The 18,152-nt window shown below is 70.6% G+C and carries 16 protein-coding genes and 1 riboswitch; of the genes, 5 read left to right on the forward strand and 11 right to left on the reverse strand.

All coding sequences use genetic code 11. The features are described from left to right. The first annotated feature begins 189 nt into the window (after nt 1-189). Nucleotides 190-963 carry an ABC transporter ATP-binding protein gene (locus tag AB0D48_RS19560; RefSeq protein ID WP_362397968.1) on the forward strand — a complete coding sequence of 258 codons (774 nt, stop codon included), beginning with the start codon at nt 190-192 and terminating at the stop codon, nt 961-963. A gap of 63 nt (nt 964-1,026) precedes the next feature. Then, nucleotides 1,027-3,570 (forward strand): ABC transporter permease, encoded by a 2,544-nt coding sequence (locus AB0D48_RS19565; RefSeq protein WP_362397970.1) that lies wholly within the window; start codon nt 1,027-1,029, stop codon nt 3,568-3,570. 79 nt (nt 3,571-3,649) lie between these two features. Here the strand turns inward: AB0D48_RS19565 and AB0D48_RS19570 are convergent, their stop codons facing one another. Together AB0D48_RS19570 and AB0D48_RS19575 are read right to left on the reverse strand one after the other, a co-directional pair. Then, on the reverse strand, nt 3,650-5,038 hold the full coding sequence (locus AB0D48_RS19570; RefSeq protein ID WP_362397973.1) for a cyclopropane-fatty-acyl-phospholipid synthase family protein: 1,389 nt from the start codon (nt 5,036-5,038) through the stop codon (nt 3,650-3,652). Between the two features lie 145 nt (nt 5,039-5,183). Beyond that, nucleotides 5,184-6,560, reverse strand: coding sequence for an NAD(P)/FAD-dependent oxidoreductase (locus AB0D48_RS19575; protein ID WP_362397976.1), 1,377 nt, complete (start codon nt 6,558-6,560; stop codon nt 5,184-5,186). Between the two features lie 523 nt (nt 6,561-7,083). Here AB0D48_RS19575 and AB0D48_RS19580 point away from each other — a divergent pair. Both AB0D48_RS19580 and AB0D48_RS19585 read left to right on the forward strand, forming a co-directional pair. Next, nucleotides 7,084-7,356, forward strand: a complete 273-nt coding sequence (locus tag AB0D48_RS19580; RefSeq protein ID WP_134073792.1) for a type II toxin-antitoxin system Phd/YefM family antitoxin — start codon at nt 7,084-7,086, stop codon at nt 7,354-7,356. After that, a complete protein-coding gene (locus AB0D48_RS19585; protein WP_362397980.1) occupies nt 7,353-7,622 on the forward strand; it encodes a type II toxin-antitoxin system RelE/ParE family toxin in 270 nt (89 codons plus the stop codon). Before AB0D48_RS19580 ends, AB0D48_RS19585 begins: the two co-directional genes overlap by 4 nt. 46 nt (nt 7,623-7,668) lie before the next feature. Here AB0D48_RS19585 and AB0D48_RS19590 read toward each other — a convergent pair whose 3' ends face one another. From AB0D48_RS19590 to AB0D48_RS19620, 7 genes are all read right to left on the reverse strand, one after another. Further along, nucleotides 7,669-8,655 (reverse strand): Ppx/GppA phosphatase family protein, encoded by a 987-nt coding sequence (locus AB0D48_RS19590; RefSeq protein ID WP_362397983.1) that lies wholly within the window; start codon nt 8,653-8,655, stop codon nt 7,669-7,671. Further along, nucleotides 8,652-9,191, reverse strand: a complete 540-nt coding sequence (locus AB0D48_RS19595; protein ID WP_362397986.1) for a DUF501 domain-containing protein — start codon at nt 9,189-9,191, stop codon at nt 8,652-8,654. The genes AB0D48_RS19590 and AB0D48_RS19595 overlap by 4 nt, the downstream gene beginning before the upstream one ends. A 49-nt stretch (nt 9,192-9,240) precedes the next feature. Next, entirely contained in the window at nt 9,241-9,729 is a 489-nt protein-coding gene (locus AB0D48_RS19600) for a septum formation initiator family protein (protein WP_362397989.1), read from the reverse strand. 128 nt (nt 9,730-9,857) lie between these two features. Further along, nucleotides 9,858-11,144, reverse strand: coding sequence for a phosphopyruvate hydratase (gene eno / locus AB0D48_RS19605; RefSeq protein WP_266787795.1), 1,287 nt, complete (start codon nt 11,142-11,144; stop codon nt 9,858-9,860). 282 nt (nt 11,145-11,426) lie between these two features. Continuing rightward, complete coding sequence (locus tag AB0D48_RS19610; protein WP_362397992.1) at nt 11,427-12,125, reverse strand: transglycosylase family protein; 699 nt, start codon at nt 12,123-12,125, stop codon at nt 11,427-11,429. Between the two features lie 3 nt (nt 12,126-12,128). Further along, a riboswitch (cyclic di-AMP (ydaO/yuaA leader) is annotated at nt 12,129-12,301 on the reverse strand. 276 nt (nt 12,302-12,577) lie between these two features. Continuing rightward, nucleotides 12,578-13,639 (reverse strand): transglycosylase family protein, encoded by a 1,062-nt coding sequence (locus AB0D48_RS19615; RefSeq protein WP_362397995.1) that lies wholly within the window; start codon nt 13,637-13,639, stop codon nt 12,578-12,580. Nucleotides 13,640-13,742: 103 nt separating this feature from the next. Further along, a complete protein-coding gene (locus AB0D48_RS19620) occupies nt 13,743-15,029 on the reverse strand; it encodes a cytochrome P450 (RefSeq protein WP_362397998.1) in 1,287 nt (428 codons plus the stop codon). A 121-nt stretch (nt 15,030-15,150) separates the two neighbouring features. On the opposite strand from AB0D48_RS19620, the gene AB0D48_RS19625 reads away from it, so the two are divergent. Then, nucleotides 15,151-16,365 carry a globin domain-containing protein gene (locus tag AB0D48_RS19625; RefSeq protein ID WP_362398001.1) on the forward strand — a complete coding sequence of 405 codons (1,215 nt, stop codon included), beginning with the start codon at nt 15,151-15,153 and terminating at the stop codon, nt 16,363-16,365. A 22-nt stretch (nt 16,366-16,387) separates the two neighbouring features. Here the strand turns inward: AB0D48_RS19625 and AB0D48_RS19630 are convergent, their stop codons facing one another. Both AB0D48_RS19630 and AB0D48_RS19635 read right to left on the reverse strand, forming a co-directional pair. Next, nucleotides 16,388-17,371 carry a nucleoside triphosphate pyrophosphohydrolase gene (locus tag AB0D48_RS19630; protein ID WP_362398004.1) on the reverse strand — a complete coding sequence of 328 codons (984 nt, stop codon included), beginning with the start codon at nt 17,369-17,371 and terminating at the stop codon, nt 16,388-16,390. A gap of 56 nt (nt 17,372-17,427) precedes the next feature. Further along, nucleotides 17,428-18,051, reverse strand: coding sequence for a SurA N-terminal domain-containing protein (locus AB0D48_RS19635; protein ID WP_362398007.1), 624 nt, complete (start codon nt 18,049-18,051; stop codon nt 17,428-17,430). Nucleotides 18,052-18,152: the final 101 nt, after the last annotated feature.

An 18,152-nucleotide genomic window follows, 5' to 3' on the forward strand; every position in this document is an offset into this window, starting at 1 on the left:
CCGTCAGGGCTGCTGTCATACCAAAGGAGGAGACGGGCGCGCCCGCGGTCAGACTCCAGTGGGCCCGGGAACGGGCACCGCGGCTGATCCGCAGCGGGGGTGGGCGCGGCGAGGATGGAAACGTCCCGCCGCTGAGCGGACCGTGGCCGTAGCCGGTCCGCGGTCCCCGCCCTGACAGGAGTCGCTTCCGTGACCACCACGAACTACGCCCCGCGCACCACCCAGGCCGTGGCCGCCCGCGCCACCGGCCTCTCCAAGGTGTACGGCCAGGGCGAGACCCAGGTGGTCGCCCTGGACAACGTCTCCGTGGACTTCGCCCAGGGGCAGTTCACCGCGATCATGGGCCCCTCGGGCTCCGGCAAGTCCACCCTGATGCACTGCGTCGCGGGCCTGGACACCTTCTCCTCCGGCTCCGTGCGCATCGGCGAGACCGAGCTGGGCTCCCTCAAGGACAAGCAGCTCACGCAGCTGCGCCGGGACAAGATCGGCTTCATCTTCCAGGCCTTCAACCTGCTGCCGACCCTGACGGCCCTGGAGAACATCACGCTCCCCATGGACATCGCCGGACGCAAGCCCGACAAGCAGTGGCTGAACGCGGTGATCAGCATGGTCGGCCTCTCCGACCGCCTCTCCCACCGTCCCACCCAGCTCTCCGGCGGCCAGCAGCAGCGCGTGGCCGTGGCCCGCGCCCTGGCCTCCCGCCCCGAGATCATCTTCGGCGACGAGCCGACCGGAAACCTCGACTCCCGCTCCGGCGCCGAAGTCCTCGGATTCCTGCGCAACTCGGTGCGCGAGCTGGGCCAGACCGTCGTGATGGTCACCCACGACCCGGTCGCCGCCTCCTACGCGGACCGCGTCATCTTCCTGGCCGACGGCCGGATCGTCGACGAGATGCTCAGCCCCACCGCCGACGGCGTGCTGGACCGCATGAAGGCGTTCGACGCCAAGGGCCGTACGAGCTGATCCGGGGCCCCGCCCCCGCCCCGAAGCCCTCCTCCAGACTTCCAGCCCCAGGACTGAGACCCCATGTTCCGTACCGCCCTGCGCAACGTACTCGCGCACAAGGCCAGGCTGCTGATGACGGTGCTCGCCGTCACCCTCGGCGTCGCCTTCGTCTCCGGCACCCTCGTCTTCACCGACACCCTCAGCAACGCCATGTCCAACCAGTCCGCGAAGTCGTACGACGGCGTCGCGGTCTCCGTCACCGACCGCGGGGCCTCCCGGAACGAGGACGGCGAGAAGCAGGGCGACCCCGGCATCAGCCAGCAGACCCTCGACAAGGTCAAGGCGCTGAAGGGCGTCGACTCCGTATCCGGCCGGGTCACCGGCTTCGCCGGCGTCGGCGACGAGCACGGCAGGCTGATCGGCAGCGGCTGGGCCAACGCCGGCTCCAACTACGCCCCCGTCAAGGACGGCAAGGACCCGCGCTACGACTTCACCGAAGGCACCGGGCCGGCCACGGCCGCGCAGGTCGCCCTCGACAAGGAGACGGCCTCCAAGGGCAAGTACAAGGTCGGCGACAAGATCCGCGTCGCCACCAACGGCCCGGTCAAGGAGTACACCCTCTCCGGCGTCTTCACCACGGAGGACGGCGCCGTCAACGCGGGCGGCAGCCTGGTCCTGTTCGACACCGCCGTCGCCCAGGAGCTCTACCTCCAGCCCGGCTTCTACAGCGAGCTCTCCGTCGGCGCCAAGGCGGGCACCACCGCGGACCAGTTGCTGACCGAGATCAAGCCCCTGCTGGGCAAGAACTCCGAGGCCAAGACCGGCGCCGCCCTCGCCGCCGAGCAGGCCAAGGCCATCGAGCGGGCCATGTCCGGCATGAGCACCGGCCTGCTGATCTTCGCCGGGGTCTCCCTCTTCGTCGGCATCTTCCTCATCTACAACACCTTCACCATGCTGGTCGCCCAGCGCACCAAGGAACTGGCCCTGCTGCGCGCCGTCGGCGCCAACCGCGGCCAGGTCAGGCGCTCGGTCCTGCTGGAGGCCGGTGTCGTCGGCCTCCTGTCCTCGGCCATCGGCATGGTCTCCGGCATCGGACTGGCCGTCGCCATGCGCTCCGCGATGGGGCTCTTCGACGCCAAGATCCCGGCCGGTTCGCTGATCATCGCCCCCGCCACCGTCGTCATCGCGCTGGTCATCGGTGTCATGGTGACCATGCTCGCCGCGCTGCTGCCCGCCTGGCGGACCTCCAGGATCGCCCCGGTCGCCGCCATGGGCAGCGCCCACCTGCCCGCCACCATGAAGTCCCTGGTGCTGCGCAACTCCATCGGCAGCGTCCTGGCCCTCGCCGGCACCGGCGTGGTCTTCCTCGGCGTGAGCCAGAAGAGCGACGGCCGCATGACCATCGCGGCCGGCGCCTTCCTCCTCCTCATCGGTCTCTTCGTCCTGCTGCCGATGCTCTCCCGCCCGGTCATCGCCACCGTCCGCCCGCTGCTGGAGAAGGTCTTCGGCGTCGCCGGCAAGCTGGCCGCGCAGAACGCGGTCCGCAACCCGCGCCGCACCGCCGTCACCGCCGCCTCCCTGACGATCGGTCTGACCCTGGTCACCGCCATGTCGGTGATGGGCATCACCGTCGGCCAGGCCGTCGACAAGGCCACCACGCAGAACATCAGGGCCGACTACCGGGTCACGATGGCCGGCGAGGGCATGAACCTCGACACGTCCGTGCTCCCCGCCCTGGAGAAGGGCAAGGGCGTCACCGCCGTCTCCCCGAAGACCAGCGAGATCGTCAAGCTCGCCGGCACCTCCCAGCTGGTCAACGGCGTCAACCCGGCCGCGCTGGCCGCCGTCCTGGACGTCAAGACCACCGGCGGCAGCCTCGCCGCGCTGGGCGAGGGCAAGCTGATGGTCTCCGCGAAGGAGGCGGAGAAGAAGGGGCTGCAGGTCGGCTCCACGGTCGACGCCCAGTTCTACGACGGCCAGAAGGGCAAGCTCCAGGTCGGCGCGCTCTTCGACGGCAAGGACCAGCTCGACGACTACGTCCTCGACAACAAGGTCCTCGCCGTGCACAACGACGAGCAGTACCTGCCCGAGGTCCTCGTCAAGACCGCCGGCGGCGCCTCCGAGGCGAACCAGCAGGCCGTCATCGACGCCCTGGGCAAGAGCCCGGCCATCAAGGTCTCCGACAAGGCCGACATGCGCAACGAGATGGCCGGTGAGATGAACACGGCGCTGAACATCATGTACGGCCTGCTCGGCATGGCCCTGATCATCGCCGTCCTCGGCGTGGTCAACACCCTCGCGATGTCGGTCTACGAGCGCCAGCAGGAGATCGGCATGCTGCGGGCGGTCGGCCTCGACCGGCGCCGGGTCAAGAACATGATCCGACTGGAGGCCGTGGTCATCTCGCTCTTCGGCGCGGTCCTCGGCATCGGCGTCGGCGTCTTCCTCGCCTGGGCCGGCGGCAAGACGATTGCGGGCTCGATCCCGGGCTACTCCCTGGTCATCCCCTTCGACCGGATCGGGATCTTCTTCGCCCTCGCCGGACTGGTCGGCGTCCTGGCCGCCATGTGGCCGGCCCGCAGCGCCGCCCGTCTGAACATGCTGACGGCCATCAAGACCGAGTAGCAGGAGCCGCCGCGGGTCGCCGCGACGGATCGCGAAGGGCCCCGGGGCAGCTGCCCCGGGGCCCTTCGCGCTGCGTGTCCTACGCGCCCCAGGTGCGCAGCCTCAGCGGCAGACCGGAGGCCCCGCCGGGCCCGGGGCGTACCGCGAGGACCTGGTTGACGCCGAGCCGCCCGTGCTCGAAGGCGAGGGCGCAGGCCGCCATGTACAGCCGCCAGACCCGGGCCCGGCCGGGCGAGGTGAGGCGCACGGCCTCGTCCCAGTGCTCCTCCAGCCGCCCCACCCAGGCCCGCAGTGTCAGGGCGTAGTGCTCGCGGAGCGCCTCCACGTCGCGGACCTCGAAGCCTGCCCGCTCCAGCTCGCCCACGGTGCTGCCGAGCGGGGAGAGCTCCCCGTCGGGGAAGACGTACGCGTCGATGAACTCGTCGATGCGGTACGCCTCTTCGTCGGGCTCCGGGGGCCGGGCGATCTGGTGGTTCAGCAGGCGGCCGCCGGGGGTCAGCAGCCCGTACAGGGTGCCGGCGTACTCGCGGTAGCGGGCGGCGCCGACGTGTTCGGCCATGCCGATCGAGGAAACGGCTTCGTACGGGCCGTCGTTGACGTCCCGGTAGTCCTGGACGCGGATCTCGATCCGGTCGGCCAGGCCCTCCTCGGCGACCCGTTTGCGGGCGTACGCGGCCTGCTCGCGCGAGAGCGTGATGCCGGTGACCTGGACCCCGTACTCACGGGCCGCGTGCAGGGCCATGGAGCCCCAGCCGCAGCCGACGTCGAGGAGCCGGGCGCCGGGCGCGAGGTCGAGCTTGCGGCAGACCAGGTCGAGCTTGTCGTGCTGGGCCTCCTCCAGGCTGGAGCCGGGGCTCCAGTAGGCGCAGGAGTACACCATGGACGGGCCGAGCACGTGCCCGTAGAACTCGTTGCCGACGTCGTAGTGGTGGCTGACCGCCGCGCGGTCGCGGCCCTTGGTGTGGGCGGCACCGTTGCGGCGGACGCTCACCTCCTCGGGCGGCGGCGCGGGCGCGGGCCACGGGTGGGCCAGCGCCGCGAGGTCGCGCACGGCGGCCCGCACCGCCGGGTCGCGCAGCAGCGCGAGCGTGCCGGAGGCGCTCCCGACGACCCCGGAGGCCCGCGCGGGCAGGTGCGGGCGCAGGGCGGCCAGCTTGGCCTGGCCGGCGCGGGGCAGGGCCGGGGCGGCCGCGGGGGGCTCCCGTTCCCAGAGCAGGCCCCCGACCCGGTCGAGCAGTTCGAACAGGTCGCCTTCGACCGTCAGGTCCCCGGCTACCCAGGCGCGGGCCAGGCCCAGTTCGCCCGGCTTCCACAGCATGCGGCGCAGGGCGCGCCGGTGCGTCAGCACGAGGACCGGACCGCAGGACGGTCCGGCTTCGCTGCCGTCCCAGGCCCGTATGCGCACGGGCAGCGGGGTGCCCAGCAGCGTCTCGGCAAGAGCGGCCAGCCGCGGCGCGGCGTCGGTCATGGCAGGCACCTCCGATGAGTTCCGACCGAACGGCCTACCCATTTCCGGCGGCGGCCAATCGGAAAGCACGCCGAAGGGGCCGTCCGCACCACGGATGGCGGACGGCCCCTTCGGGTCGTGCTGGGAAGTTCCGGTCAGACCCGGGTCAGGAGGCCTTGGCCTTCTGGGCCGGAGCCGCGGCGGCCGGGGCCGGCTTGGCGGCCTCGTAGAACTCCTCGCGGGGGGTCTCCAGCGCACCGAGGGAGACGACCTCGCGCTTGAGGAACATGGCGAGGGTCCAGTCGGCGAAGACGCGGATCTTGCGGTTCCAGGTCGGCATGGCCAGGCCGTGGTAGCCACGGTGCATGTACCAGGCGAGCCGGCCCTTGAGCTTGATCTTCGTCTTGCCCATGACGATCATCGCGACGCCCTTGTGGAGGCCGAGGCCCGCCACCGCACCCTTGTTGGAGTGCGAGTACTCGGCCTGCGGGAAGCCCCGCATGCCCGAGATGACGTTGTCGCCGAGGACCTTGGCCTGACGCAGCGCGTGCTGGGCGTTCGGCGGGCACCAGGCGTTCTCGACGCCGGCCTTGCGGGCGGCCATGTCCGGAACCTGGGCGTTGTCGCCCGCGGTCCAGATGTAGTCGGTGCCCTTGACCTGGAGGGTCGGCTCGGCGTCGACGTGGCCGCGCGGGCCCAGCGGCAGGCCGTAGCGGGCCAGCACCGGGTTCGGCTTGACGCCGGCGGTCCACACGATGGTGTTGGAGTCGACCTCGAGGCCGTTCTTCAGCACCACGTGGCCGTCCACACAGGAGTCCATGGAGGTGTTGAGGTAGATCTCGATGCCGCGGGACTCGAGGTGCTCCTTGCCCCAGGTGCCGAGCTTGGGCCCGACCTCGGGAAGGATCTTGTCGGCCGCGTCGACCAGGATGAAGCGCATGTCCTCGCGCTTGATCGTGGAGTAGTACTTCGCGGCGTCGCGGGCCATGTCCTCGACCTCGCCGATGGTCTCCGCGCCGGCGAAGCCGCCGCCGACGAAGACGAAGGTGAGGGCCTTGCGGCGGACGTTCTCGTCCGTCGTGGACTCGGCCTTGTCGAGCTGCTCGAGGACGTGGTTGCGCAGGCCGATGCCCTCTTCGACGCCCTTCATACCGATGCCCTGTTCGGCGAGGCCGGGGATCGGGAAGGTGCGGGAGACGGCGCCGAGCGCGATCACCAGGTAGTCGAAAGGCAGCTCGTACGCCTCGCCGACGAGCGGCGTGACGACGGCGACCTTGCGGTCCTGGTCGATGCTGGTGACCCGGCCGGTGAGAACCTCTGCCTTGGGCAGCACGCGTCGCAGCGGGACGACGACGTGCCGAGGCGAGATGCTGCCTGCGGCCACTTCAGGGAGGAAGGGCTGGTAGGTCATGTACGAGCGCGGGTCGACGACCGTGACGGTCGCCTCGCCGTAACGCATCTTCTTCATGATGCGCTTGGCTGCGTACAGGCCTACGTACCCACCTCCTACAACGAGGATCCTGGGACGCTCCGTGGTGCTCATGGAACGAGTATCCAGCACCCTCAGGGGTGACGCTCGTGAGCCCCTTCACAAGGTGTGTGAGGGCCTCTGCTACACTCCGCCGCCCACGTGACGTGGGTCATGGTGCGCAACGGGAACCACGGTGTAACGGGAGTCGTTGTAAACCCGTCCTGAGCTGGCCTGTAGCCCCTCAACCGGACTGGACCACCGGCTTTCGTCGATACCTCCGACACGGAACCCGTCGCGTCCATATTTCGCACGAACGCGCGCCGAAAGGGCCCCCAGAGCCCCGGGGAGGGCCCAAACGGCCCTTCCGTTGACGCAACCGGCTTCTTTTCCTTGTGAAGAACTTCACGAAGTTCATGTGGATCAAGGGCCCCAGGGCCCCCTCAGGCCCGCTTTTCCTTCGAAGTCCCGCGCGCGAGCGGAGGATTCGAAGGGTCGTCGGACAGGAAGGCCTACCGGGCCTCCGGCCCGCCCGTAGGCGGCCCGGTACTTCGGCGCCGGACAGGCGCGTGTACACACTCACGCGTACACTGCTGCCATGAGTGAGAACGCTGTGACCGTGCGCGAAGCCCGTGCCCATCTCGCGGACCACATCAATCGTGCGGAGCAGGGCGCGCCGACCATAATCACCCGTAACGGCGCTCCGGTGGCCGCCCTTGTCCCCATCGCGGACTTCAACGCGCTCGAAGAGGCGGCCGACGAACTGCTCGCACGCGAGGCAGAGGCCGTGCTCGCCGAAGGCGGGCCGACCGTGACCATGGCCGAGCTGCTGGCCGACCTGTTCAGCGAACGGGGTGACGGCGCGGCGTGAAGTACGCGTTCCGGTTCACCACCGCGGCACAACGGCAGCTCCGGGCGATCGACAAGCCGGCCGCAATGCGCGTCCTCGCCGCACTGACCGCGTTGGGAGACGATCCGTACCGCGAGGACGCCGACGTGAAGAAACTCAACGGACCGTCCGACCTCTACCGGCTCCGGGTGGGCAGTTACCGGATCGCCTATCAGGTCCTGGACGGCGAGCTCGTCATCCTCGTCGTCAAGGTCGGCGACCGGCGCGACATCTACCGCACCATGTGAGTGCCACGACGACGGCGCTCCGATCAGCCGACCGGAGCGCCGCGGTTCAGCGATTCGACAGGTCAGAACGCCGCTTGTCGGCCTGGGCCTCTTCTGCGGTCTTGATAGCGATGCCGTCGAGGATGTCGTGCTCCGAGACCACGACCTCCGTGGCTCCGGTGCGCTCCATGATGGCCAGCAGGACCAGCGCACCGGCGCCGATCACGTCCACCCGGCCCGGGTGCATGACGGGGATCGCCGCGCGCTCTGCGTGCGTCGACGTCAGCATCCGGCCGGTGATCTCGCGGACCTGGTCGTAGGAGATCCGGGAGTGGTGGATGGCCGCCGACTCGTACTCCGGCAGCCCGAGCGCGATCGCGGCGATCGTGGTCACCGAGCCGGCCAGGCCCACCAGCGTGCGGGCCTCGGCCAGCGGGACCGTCTCGGCCGCCAGTTCCAGCGCCGCCTCGATGTCGGCCCGTACGGCGGCGATCTGCTCCTCGGTCGGCGGATCGGTGACGACCCCGTCCACCACCAGGTGGCGCTCGGTCATCCGTACGCAGCCCACGTCCACGGAACGGGCCGCCCGCACGTGCTCCTCGCCGACGACGAACTCCGTCGAGCCGCCGCCGATGTCCACGACCAGGAACGGCCGCTCCAGGTGCTCGTGCGCGGTGAGCTCCTTGGTGGCGCCCGTGAAGGAGAACTCCGCCTCCTGGTCGCCGGAGATCACCTCGGGCTCGACGCCCAGGATGTCCACTACGCCGCGGACGAACTCGTCCCGGTTCTCGGCGTCCCGGGAGGCCGAGGTCGCCACGAAGCGGACCTTCTCCGCACCCAGGTCCTTGATCACCGCTGCGTACTCGCGGCAGGCTGCGAAGGTGCGCTCCAGCGCGTCCGGAGCGAGCCGACCGGTCTCGTCCACGCCCTGGCCCAGCCGGACGATGGTCATCCGCCGGTCCAGCTCGGCCAGCTCACCGGTGGCCGGGTCCCAGTCGGCGACGAGCAGACGGATGGAGTTCGTACCGCAGTCGATGCCCGCGACCCGCGTCACCGCGACTCTTCCTTCTTCTCGCCGCACGGCGTGACGCAGGCGCCCTTGGCCCACCACTCCGGCAGCATCGCCAGGGCCTCGTCGCCGAACGGGTTCACGCCCGGGCCCGCGGCCAGGGAGTGACCGACCAGCACGTGCAGGCACTTGACCCGGTCCGGCATCCCGCCGGCGCTCGGGAAGCCCTGGAGCACCTCGATGGCGTCGCGGCGCCGGATGTAGTCCTCGTGCGCGGCCTGGTAGGCGGCGGCGAGTTCCGGGTCCTCGGCGAGCCGGGCCTGCATCTCCTTCATCACGCCGTTGGCCTCCAGCGTGCCGATCGCGGAGGCCGCGCGCGGGCACGTCAGGTAGTACAGCGTCGGGAAGGGGGTGCCGTCGGGGAGCCGCGGGGCGGTCTCCACCACGTCCGGCTGACCGCAGGGGCAGCGGTGCGCGATGGCGCGCAGCCCGCGCGGCGGGCGGCCGAGCTGCTGCTCGAACGCCTCGATGTCCGCGTCGGTCGGCTCGGTCCGGTCGGTCTGGGGCGGGGGCGTCTGCATGCCTGGAGGGAATCTCTTCGTTCGCGGTTCTATGACGGGTGGAACTGGTTCAGTCGCCGGGGCGGTCGGCCTTGTCGACGCCGTCCCAGACGTTGGAGTACCAGGGGCGGTCCGAGCCGGCCTGGCCGGTCCGGTGCCGCTCGGCGGCCTGCGCCCCGGGGTCGGTCATGATGTAGCCGATCTCCCCCGGGCGCAGGAAGTGCAGGTGCTTGCGCGCCTGCTGCTCCGCGTAGGCGTTGTCCTGCCAGCGGGCCTTCTCGTCGCGGAGCCGTTCCAGACGGTCCCGCGCGGCGGCGGCGGCCCGCTGCTGCTTCGCGATCTCCGAGCGCTGGGAGACGTACTGGCGCATCGGATACGCGAGTGCGACGACCAGCGTACAGAGGACGAGCACCAGGAGGGCCGCGCGGCCGGTGAGCCGGCTGCGGCGGACCTGGCGGCGCGACTGCGAGCGGTAGACATGGGCGGCGGTCCGCTCGCCGAGCTGCTTGAGCCTGGTCGCGGTCGAGAAGGTGGAGAACCGATCCCGGTTCCCGGCCATTGATCCCGCCTCCCCTATGTACGCACTACGCAATACGTCCCCGCACACGGTACGGGACCGAGTGCGGGGACGTACGGAAGCAAGAGCGTGATTAGCCCTTGAAGCGCGGGACGCCGAGCTTCAGGGCGTCAGCCCTTGAAGCGGGGGAACGCGCTGCGGCCCGCGTACACCGCCGCGTCGTCGAGGATCTCCTCGATGCGCAGCAGCTGGTTGTACTTGGCGACGCGGTCCGAGCGGGCCGGGGCACCGGTCTTGATCTGGCCGCAGTTCACGGCGACGGCGAGGTCGGCGATGGTGACGTCCTCGGTCTCACCGGAGCGGTGCGACATCATGCACTTGAAGCCGTTGCGCTGGGCCATCTCGACGGCGTCCAGGGTCTCGGTCAGCGAACCGATCTGGTTCACCTTCACGAGCAGGGCGTTCGCGGAGCCCTCCTCGATGCCGCGGGCCAGGCGCTCGGGGTTGGTGACGAAGAGGTCGTCGCCGACGATCTGGACCTTGGTGCCCAGGCGGTCGGTGATGGTCTTCCAGCCGGCCCAGTCGTCCTCGAACAGCGGGTCCTCGATGGAGACCAGCGGGTACGCCTCGACGAGCTCGGCGTAGTAGTCGGTCATCTCGGCGGCCGAGCGGGACTGGCCCTCGAACTCGTACTTGCCGTCCTTGTAGAACTCGGACGCGGCGACGTCGAGCGCGAGCGCGATGTCCTTGCCCGGGGTGTAGCCGGCCTGCTTGATGGCCTCGACGATGAGGTCGAGCGCGGCACGGTTGGACTCCAGGTTCGGCGCGAAGCCGCCCTCGTCGCCCAGGCCGGTGGAGAGGCCCTTGGTGTGCAGGACCTTCTTGAGGGTGTGGTAGACCTCGGCACCCCAGCGCAGCGCCTCGGAGAAGGACTCCGCGCCGATCGGGGCGATCATGAACTCCTGGATGTCGACGTTGGAGTCGGCGTGCGACCCACCGTTGAGGATGTTCATCATCGGAACGGGCAGCAGGTGCGCGTTCGGGCCGCCGAGGTAGCGGAAGAGCGGAAGGTCCGAGGCCTCGGACGCGGCGTGCGCGACGGCGAGGGAGACGCCGAGGATGGCGTTGGCACCGAGCGAGCCCTTGTTGTCGGTGGCGTCCAGGTCGAACATGGCCTGGTCGATCAGCCGCTGCTCGGTGGCGTCGTAGCCGACGAGCTCCGGGCCGATCTGCTCGATGACGGCCAGGACGGCCTTCTCGACGCCCTTGCCGAAGTAACGGTTGGGGTCACCGTCACGCAGCTCGATGGCCTCGAATGCACCGGTGGAGGCGCCGGACGGAACTGCAGCACGGCCGGTGCTGCCATCGTCGAGGCCCACCTCGACCTCGACCGTGGGGTTGCCTCGGGAGTCCAGGATTTCCCGGGCTACGACGACGTCGATGGACGGCACGAGCATCTCCTTCTGGGATGTGACGCTGGGTGTGCGGTGGCGTCAGGCCGTGGGATGGCCTTGCCGACTAGAGCCTAACCGGCTCCGGGCACTGGGCCGGCCGACCGCCCGGGTCCTGGGACGAAAAAGGGCCCGAATACCCCTCTTCCATGACATAGGACTCTCGGTCTGCGCCGGATCACCGCGGTTCTGACGGCGCACGCGCCGCCGCCCGGCGCGTGGAGGGAGACGCGCCGGGCGGTGGGGATGGTGCGTGTGCCGTGACTGCTGCGGCTATTGCCGCAGTGTTCAGCTGAGCTTCAGCTTCTGACCCGGGAAGATCAGGTCGGCGTCCGAGACGATGTCCTTGTTCAGCTCGAAGAGCTTCTCCCAGCCGCCCTTGACGCCGTTGGCCTCGGCGATGCTGCCCAGGGTGTCGCCGGACTTGACCTCGTACGAGCCGTTGCCGGTCTTCGGGGCCGGCGCCTCGGAGCGCTCGGAGCGGGTGGTCGGAGCCGGGGCCTCGGAGCGCTTCGTCTCCTTCTTCGGCTCGGTCTTCTTCGGCTGGGTCTTCTTGGTCTCGGTCTTCTTCTCCGTCTGCTTCGGGGTGTCGGTCGTGCCACCGCCGGTGTAGGAGGAGTTCGACAGACCCACGCCGCAGGACGGCCAGGCGCCCTTGCCCTGGCCCTTGAGGACCTTCTCGGCGATGGCTATCTGCTGGGACTTCGAGGCCTGGTTGGCCTGCGCGGCGTACGACTTGCCGCCGTACGCGGCCCAGGTGGAGGACGAGAACTGCAGGCCGCCGTAGTAGCCGTTGCCCGTGTTGATGGCCCAGTTGCCGCCGGACTCGCACTGCGCGACGCGGTCCCACTCGGAAGCGGTGGCGGCGCTGGCGGAGCCCGCGGCCATCAGGGGGGCGGCGACGGCCACACCGGCGACACCGGCGAGCGTGACGATGCGGACGGCCTTGGAACCGCGGCGGTGCTTGCCCTTGCCGGAAAGCAGCATGGAGTTTCTCCTCACCGACGCCTACGAGGTGAGCTGTCGGGTTCGGGCGAGTGAGTTGCCCGGCCGTGCGACCTAGCGCACGTCTTAACCCCTAGCCGGTGGCGTGACCGTCTCTCAACGGCCGCTCCCGGCGCCTACCTTGGTTCCCCCGCTCCTGCCTTCGGCGCTTGACGCGACGACTGTTCCCTCCGTCCGCCGGCAGGATTCGGCGATGCGGTCGAAGGAGCTCGCGGTGGCGAGCGGTTCAGAAGGTAGACAGGTCTCTCCCCGATGTTCAACGACCGCCATCGGGGAGAAACGGCCCCTACTTGCGTCCCTTGTACGGGTGTTTGCGCAGGTGAGGGCGGGATTCGTGGAAGGCCCCGGACGGGACACGCCAGTTGACCGGAAGAGACACATGTCTCACTTGCAGAAAAGGGACAATCAACTCTTACCGGATGGCTGAAGTGCCCTTATTGCGCGGTTAGATCCAGGTTCTGACCGGGCTTGATCAGATCGGCATCCCCGCCGATGACCTGCTCATTGGCCTCGTAGAGCGCGTTCCAGCCGCCCTTGACGCCCTTGGCATCCGCGATGGCCGCCAGGCTGTCGCCCGCCTTCACGGTGTACGTGGGGTCCGACGCGGCATCAGATGTGACCGGCGCCTCGGGCGCGGGCGCTCCGCGGTGCTTGCCGCTGCCCTCGGCGACCGTGGTGGGCGGTGCGGTGGGGTCGGTGGAGGCGTCCGGGGTCCCGGGGGTGGCCGGTGCCGTCGGGTCCACGGGGTCCGTCGTGGCGCCCGGACTCGTGGGGGCCGTGGGATCGGCCGGGGGCAGGCCCGGGGTGGCGGGCGGCGTGGTGGGCGCGCTCGGGTCCACGGGGGCGGTCGGCGCACCCGGGTCCGCCGGGGTGGGGGCCGGGGTCGTCGGCTCGTCCGGCGCGGGCATGACGGGCAGTCCGAGGGACGGCGCGAGCGGGCCGTCGGGGAGCACGAACGACGGGCTGTCCGACGGGCTCGGGGCGGGCTGCGTGGGGGCGCCGAAGTCCGTGGACGGCTTGCCGGTCCCCGTCGAGGGCACGGTGGTGTCCGGCCGGGACGGCGTAGGGGCGGTCACCCCGGAGCCGCCGGGCAGGCCCGGGTCGACGGCCGCGGCGGGGCTCTGCCCGTCCAGACCGGCCGAGGCCGCGCACAGCGGCCAGGCCTGCGGGCCCTGGGAGGCCAGCACGCGCTCGGCCACGGCGATCTGCTGGGAACGGCTCGCCAGGTCGGCCCGCTCGGCGAAGTCGAGACCGCCCGCGCTCTGCCACTGGTCCTGGGTGAACTGGAGGCCGCCGTACTGGCCGCTGCCGTAGTTCGCGCTCCAGCTGCCGCCGCTCTCGCATTCGGCGACCTTGTCCCACGTGGAGGTGTCGGCCGCGGAGGCGTTGGTGGCGGCGAGGAGCGGCAGGGCCAGCGCGGAGCCTGTGACTCCTGCGGTGACGACTATCGCGGGCACCTGACGGGGGCGTCTGTGACGGCCGTTCCCGGAACGCATGAGGCTGCACCTTTCGCATAACGGCTGGGTAACGGCAGAACCTAGCGGCCTTCGAACGATTGTCACAACTCCGGTCGAAAACTGACTGTTGATCAGGCGGTGTTCAGATGTTTCGGGGTGTGAAGCGCACGGGAAGGGTGCGCAGGCCACGCATGATCAACCCGCCGCGCCAGCGCAGGTCTTCCGGCGGAACGGCGAGTTCCAGATCCGGCAGACGCGTGAGCAAAGTCGCAAGCGCCGTCTGTCCTTCAAGTCGCGCGAGCGGAGCGCCCAGGCAGTAGTGGATGCCGTGGCCGTATCCGAGGTGCTGGTTGTCGGTGCGGGAGAGGTCGAGGGTGTCCGGTTCGGCGAACCGCCCGGGGTCGCGGTCGGCGGCCGCGAGGACGACCAGGACCGGATCGCCGGCCGCGATCGACTGCCCGCCGAGGGTCAGCGGCTCGGTGGCGAACCGCCAGGTGGCAAGCTCCACCGGGCCGTCGTAGCGCAGGAGTTCCTCGATCCCGGTCTCCAGCAGGTCCCGCTCGCCCGCGGCGAGGGAGAGCTGGAGGCGCTCGCGCTCCCCGGGGTTCATGAAGAGGGAGTGGACGCCGTTTCCGATGAGGTTCACGGTCGTCTCGAAACCGGCGAAAAGCAGGATGAAAGCCATGGCGGTGGCCTCGGCCTCCGTGAGGTGGTCGCCGTGGTCGCTCGCCCGGATCAGGTCCGAGATCAGATCATTGCCCAGATCATCCCTTTTGCGATGGATGAGTTCCCCGAGGTAGGTCCGCATCTGCTTGACGGAGCGGGCGACCCCGCCGCGCGGACCGCCGCCGTGCCGGATCATCATCCCGGCCCAGTCCCGGAAGTCGTCCTGGTCCTCGCGCGGTACACCGAGCATCTCGCAGATGGCGTAGATGGGGAGCGGGAAGGCGAACTCGTGGATGAGGTCCGCCTCCCCCTTCTCCGAGAACCCGTCGATGAGGTGGTCGGTGAGCTCCTGCACGCGGGGGGTGAACTCGGCGACCCGGCGCGGGGTGAAGGCCTTCGACACCAGCCGCCGCAGCCTGGTGTGGTCCGGGGGGTCGATGTTGAGCAGGTGCGTCATCAGCTCCGCCTTGCGCTCCCCCGGGATCCCGGTCTTGCCCTTCGCGTGCGCGGGCTCCGCGTGGTGCGCCGGGTTCTTGCTGAGCCGCTGGTCGGCGAGGGCCTGACGGGCGTCCGCGTACCGGGTGACCAGCCAGGCCTCGACCCCACTGGGGAGCTTGGTGCGGTGCACCGGCGAGTGTTCGCGCAGCCAGGCGTAGGCCGGGTACGGATCGGTCGCGAACTCCCAGTCGAACAGGGTCGGTCCCTGGCGGGAAGGGGAGGCCGAAGGGGCGTCGGCGGGGTCTGCGGGGGTCTGCTCATGCACCTGCTGACCGTATCCCGGCACCCGGCCCAGATCCCATATGGGTGGTTCGTCGCGGCTGTCCGCAGATCAGCCATCGCTTGACCTCACGTTCCCCGGTGTTCCTACCTTCGGTCCTGTGGATGTGAGGATCTTGAAAAGCAGCTTCGCGGTGGTGGAGAGACGGGCCGAGCACGCGGTCAAGTTCTTCTACTCCCACCTGTTCTGGCACAACCCCGAAGTCCGTGAACTCTTCCCGGCCTCCTTCGAGGACATGGAGCGGCAGCGGGACCGGCTGTTCGCCGCGCTCACCCACGTGATCGCCCGCCTGGAGGACGTCGAGACCCTCGTCCCCTATCTCCGCGAGCTGGGCCGCGACCACCGCAAGTTCCAGGCCGGTCCCGAGCACTACGCGGCCGTGGGCGCGAGCCTGCTCGCCGCCCTCGCGGAGACGTCCGGAGCGGCGTGGACCCCGCCGGTGGAGAAGGCCTGGACCGAGGCGTACCAGGTGATCGCCGACGCGATGACGGCCGGCGCCGCGCAAGCCGAGGACCCGCCGTGGTGGGACGCGGAGGTCGTGCGCCACCTCCGGTACGGGGAGGACATCGGCGTGCTGACCCTGGAGCCGCACGCCCCCTTCCCCTATCTACCCGGCCAGTACACGAGCGTGAGCAGCGAGCGGGTCCCGAGGACCTGGCGCACGTACTCCATCGGCAACGCCCCCCGTCCCGAGGGCACTCTGGACCTTCACGTCAGCCGGATCGAGGGGGGACGGGTCAGCACCGCCCTGGTCCGCGACGTCCAGCCGGGCGACAGGCTGCGGCTCGCCTCCGCCGGCGGGCGGCTGACCTTCCGCCGAGAGGACCGCCCGGCCAGCCTCATCGCCGCCGGGACCGGCTGGGCGCCGGTCCGGGCCATGCTGGAGGATCTCGGGAAACACCCTCCCGATCAGGACATACGGCTCTTCGTGGTGGCGCGGGATCCCGCCCACCTCTACGACCGCCCGCTCATCGACGAGTACGCCGCCGCCTGCGACTGGCTCGGCGTCACCTACATCACGCCCGCGCCCGGGCAGCACCGCAACCAGGCCACCGACCGGCTGGCCACCGCGCTCTGCAACCGGGGCCTGTGGCCCGACCAGGACGTCTACCTCAGCGGGCCGCCGCAGTTCGTCGAGGAGACCTCGAACCTCCTGGAGGAACTGGGCGCCCGCCCCGGCCGGATCTTCCACGACTCCGTACCCGCCACCGGCACGGGCCACGGTCCCCACGGCCGCCCGCTGGGTTTCGGGGAGTGGTTCCTGGCCCGTCCGTCGCCGCACTGGCACAACCCCTCCGGCCGTGCGCCGGAGGAGTACTGAGAACGCTCACCGCTGCTGAGGGCTACTCGCCGACGCCCTCGGCGGCCCGGATCGAGTCCCGGTAGACGCGGGCCGCCGCGCGCAGCGCGGTCTCGGGGTCGATCCCCGCCGCCTCGGCGCGCGCCGCCAGCTCCAGCAGCTCGTACCCGATGCCCTCGCCGCGGGGCAGTTCCACGGCCAGCCCGCCCGTACGGACCCGGCCCGCGAGCTTGGCCGCGAGCGCGAGCCCCGGCTGGCCCACCGGAATCCCGTCCGTGACGGACGCACGCCGCTTCTCGGCCGCCTTGGTGCGCTGCCAGTGGGCGCTGACGTCCTCCGGGGTCTCGGCCTTCTCGTCGCCGAAGACGTGCGGGTGGCGGTGGATCAGCTTCGCCACGAGGGACCCGGCCACGTCGTCGATGGAGAACGCCTCGTCGGGATCCTCGTACTCCTGCGCGATCCGTGCGTGGAAGACCACCTGGAGCAGCACGTCACCGAGCTCCTCGCGCAGTTCCTCCCGGTCCCCGTCCTCGATCGCCTCGACCAGCTCGTACGCTTCCTCGATCGCGTACTTGGCGAGCCCCCGGTGGGTCTGCCGCGAGGTCCACGGGCACTCGCGCCGGACCCGGTCCATCACTTGGACCAGGTCGAGCAGGCGGGCCCCCGGCAGGTCGTACGAGCCGGGCAGCAGTTCCAGGTCGGGCATGGAGACCCGGCCCGAGCCGGCCAGGCGCGCCAGCCCGTCGGTGAGCCGCTGGTCGCCCTCGCCGCCCGGGAGCACCACGACGGTGCGGCCGCCGGCGCAGGCCTCGACCAGCGCCTGCGCCTCCGGGTTCTCGTGGACCACCTCCACGCCCGCCTCCCGCAGGTACGGGAGCTGCGGGTGGCCGGGGTCGGCGCAGACCACCCGGTCCGCGGCGTGCAGGGTCTGCCACGCGGGCCAGGAGAGCACGCCGGGGGCGACCCGGTGGCTGGTGGTCAGCAGGACGATGCGGCCGGTGGGCTCGGCTGGTACGTGGTCGGTCACCCTCCGAACCTACCTCCGTCCGCCGGCCTCCGGCCGGGAGGGGCCCCCGGGCGGTCTCAGGCTCCGGCGGGTGCCTGCTCGGGCCGGGTCCGCTGGGTGATCCAGGGGGTCTCCCCGGTGCCGAGCTTGATCTGCTGGGTGTCCCAGGAGCCGTAGCGCGGGTTGACCTCGATGCGCAGCGCCTTCGCGGCGGCCCGGGCCGGCTCCTCCAGCTTCCCGTTGCCGTACTTGGCGGCCAGCTTGGTGAGCAGCACGCGGTCCCGGAGGAACCGGTCGATCTGGGCGGGGGCCATGTGGCCCTTCTGCAGGAGCAGCGCCTCGAACTGCTCCGCTCCCTTGTTGTCCTCGACGTACGCCTTGTGCTCGTCCTCGATCTCCTTGGGCGAGACCGTGATGCCGGCGGTCGCGGCCATCTTGTCGATGATCCGGTTCTGGAGGATCGAGTCGAGCTGCTCGCGCTCCAGGTTGGGGGTCCTCGCGATGAGCTCGGCGGCGGCCTGCCCCGTCCGGTTCTGCGCCGCGCGCACGTCGTTGACCTGGGCCTGGAGCGCGGAGGTGGTGATGCGTTCGCCGCCGACGACGGCCGCGGTGCCGGGGCGGGCTTCGCCCGAGCAGGCGGCCAGCAGGGGGGCCGCCAGGAGCAGGGCGGCGGAGACGGAGAGCGCTGTGCGACGGTGCAAAGGAGCCTCCAGGGCCGGGAGATTGTGCGTCGGTGCACAAGGGCCGTGCGGTGATCGATGGTATGAGGTCGCGGTGGTCCGGGCCACCTGTTCGACCAACG

The sequence above is a fragment of the Streptomyces sp. NPDC048269 genome (assembly GCF_040652395.1).
In the GTDB taxonomy this organism is placed as follows: Bacteria; Actinomycetota; Actinomycetes; order Streptomycetales; family Streptomycetaceae; genus Streptomyces.

Coding starts and splice junctions, on each gene's coding strand:
- AB0D48_RS19575 (WP_362397976.1), bottom strand. CDS start 6,560: ATGAGCACCACGGAGCGTCCCAGGATCCTCGTTGTAGGAGGTGGGTAC.
- AB0D48_RS19595 (WP_362397986.1), bottom strand. CDS start 9,191: ATGCAGACGCCCCCGCCCCAGACCGACCGGACCGAGCCGACCGACGCG.
- AB0D48_RS19615 (WP_362397995.1), bottom strand. CDS start 13,639: ATGCGTTCCGGGAACGGCCGTCACAGACGCCCCCGTCAGGTGCCCGCG.
- AB0D48_RS19570 (WP_362397973.1), bottom strand. CDS start 5,038: ATGACCGACGCCGCGCCGCGGCTGGCCGCTCTTGCCGAGACGCTGCTG.
- AB0D48_RS19610 (WP_362397992.1), bottom strand. CDS start 12,125: ATGCTGCTTTCCGGCAAGGGCAAGCACCGCCGCGGTTCCAAGGCCGTC.
- AB0D48_RS19565 (WP_362397970.1), top strand. CDS start 1,027: ATGTTCCGTACCGCCCTGCGCAACGTACTCGCGCACAAGGCCAGGCTG.
- AB0D48_RS19600 (WP_362397989.1), bottom strand. CDS start 9,729: ATGGCCGGGAACCGGGATCGGTTCTCCACCTTCTCGACCGCGACCAGG.
- AB0D48_RS19580 (WP_134073792.1), top strand. CDS start 7,084: ATGAGTGAGAACGCTGTGACCGTGCGCGAAGCCCGTGCCCATCTCGCG.
- eno (WP_266787795.1), bottom strand. CDS start 11,144: ATGCTCGTGCCGTCCATCGACGTCGTCGTAGCCCGGGAAATCCTGGAC.